The organism is Bradyrhizobium sp. SHOUNA76 (assembly GCF_023006445.1).
GTDB lineage: Bacteria > Pseudomonadota > Alphaproteobacteria > Rhizobiales > Xanthobacteraceae > Bradyrhizobium.
The window spans coordinates 1-1,279 of record NZ_JALBHA010000908.1 but is presented as its reverse complement, the minus strand read 5'-3'; the positions used below and the strand labels follow the sequence as shown (position 1 = coordinate 1,279).

The window sequence follows — 1,279 nt, the reverse complement described above, 5'->3', positions numbered from 1 at the left end:
ACCTGCGCGCGAAGCTCGCCTCCTATGGCGACGGCGCGACATACATGCTGCGCGACCTTACCGCGGCGTAACGTCCCTCCCCGGCCGGCCGGCTCACGCCGGCGTGAAGCGGCGCCCTCGAACCGGGTCAGGTCAGGCTCCGTCGAAAGTGTGTGCGAGCCGTTCCGGTCTCGCCAAACCGAGGCTGGAGAATATCCATGAAGCTCACATTGTCGAAAGCTGCTTTGATCGCATGCATTGCGACGAGCGCGTTCGCCGCGACCAGCGCCAACGCGGCGCAGCACCGAACCGATGGCTGCCAGTTCGCCTTCTTCGAAAGCTGTGGCATCGTCGCGGAGTCGTCGACCCCGGGCCGCGCACGCCGCCCCGTCGCTCGCCTCACCAACGATACCTCGCCGACCTACATGAAGCAGACCGATCCCCGCTACAACTCGTCCATGCGTGATGCCGGCGGCGGTGGCGGTGGTGGCGGCGGAGGAGGTGGTGGTGGTGGTGGCGGTGGCCGCTGAACTCACACCTGACCTTTCAGATGATGCCGCCGGTGCAATCCGGCGGCATCATTGCCCGTCCTGAACGGCGGCCGCTCAGCCGCGATGCTTTTTCTTCTTCGTCTTCTTTCCCGGCGCGCCCTTCACCGGCCACGGGGTGACCGAGGGCTCCGCGCGGGCCTGCTTGTCGCGATGCTTCTTTTTCTTTCCAAAGGAAGGAGCCTCGTCGAATCTCGGTCCGCGTTCGCCGGGTGGCTTGCCGCGTGGCTTGAATTCACGCGCCTCGCGCGGACGCTCGTCGCGGCGTTCGCGATGATCGCCATCGTCCCTCTCGCGCCGGGGGGCATGGGACTGCGGTTCCGAACGTTCCTGGCGCTGCGGCGCGTCCGCCATCGGCTCGATCCGAATGCTGTCTTCCTTGTCCGGACGCTTGACCTTTGCGGCGAAGGACTCCGCGACCCGCTCGGAGATCTCGAACTCGGTCGTGGTATCCATGATCTTGATGGCGCCGATGTCGCGCTTGTCGATGCCGCCGCGGCGGCAGATCATCGGCAGCAGCCAGCGCGCCTCGGCATTCTTGCGCCGCCCGATCGCGGCGCGAAACCAGACGCTGGTCTCCGACATGACGTGCTTCGACGATGCTTTGCCCGATTTCGATCGAGGCCTCGCGGCGCGATCATCGCCGCCTTCGCCTTGAAATCTGTCGCGCCCGCGATCCTCGCGCGGCTTGCCGCTGCGCTCGCCGGGATCGATGATGTCTTCGGGCGACGGCAGCCGCGCACGGTAAAGCC

The 1,279-nt window shown here is 66.5% G+C and carries 2 protein-coding genes; one reads left to right on the top strand and one right to left on the bottom strand.

The window, feature by feature from the left end; all coding sequences use genetic code 11:
• Positions 1-197: 197 nt before the first annotated feature.
• Positions 198-509: a hypothetical protein gene (locus MOV74_RS38470; RefSeq protein ID WP_246932764.1), complete on the top strand. Its 312-nt coding sequence runs from the start codon at positions 198-200 to the stop codon at positions 507-509.
• A gap of 75 nt (positions 510-584) precedes the next feature.
• Here MOV74_RS38470 and MOV74_RS38465 read toward each other — a convergent pair.
• Positions 585-1,279: DbpA RNA binding domain-containing protein (locus MOV74_RS38465; protein WP_246932763.1), on the bottom strand; the 695-nt coding region annotated here is incomplete at its 5' end.

Coding starts and splice junctions, on each gene's coding strand:
- MOV74_RS38470 (WP_246932764.1), top strand. CDS start 198: ATGAAGCTCACATTGTCGAAAGCTGCTTTGATCGCATGCATTGCGACG.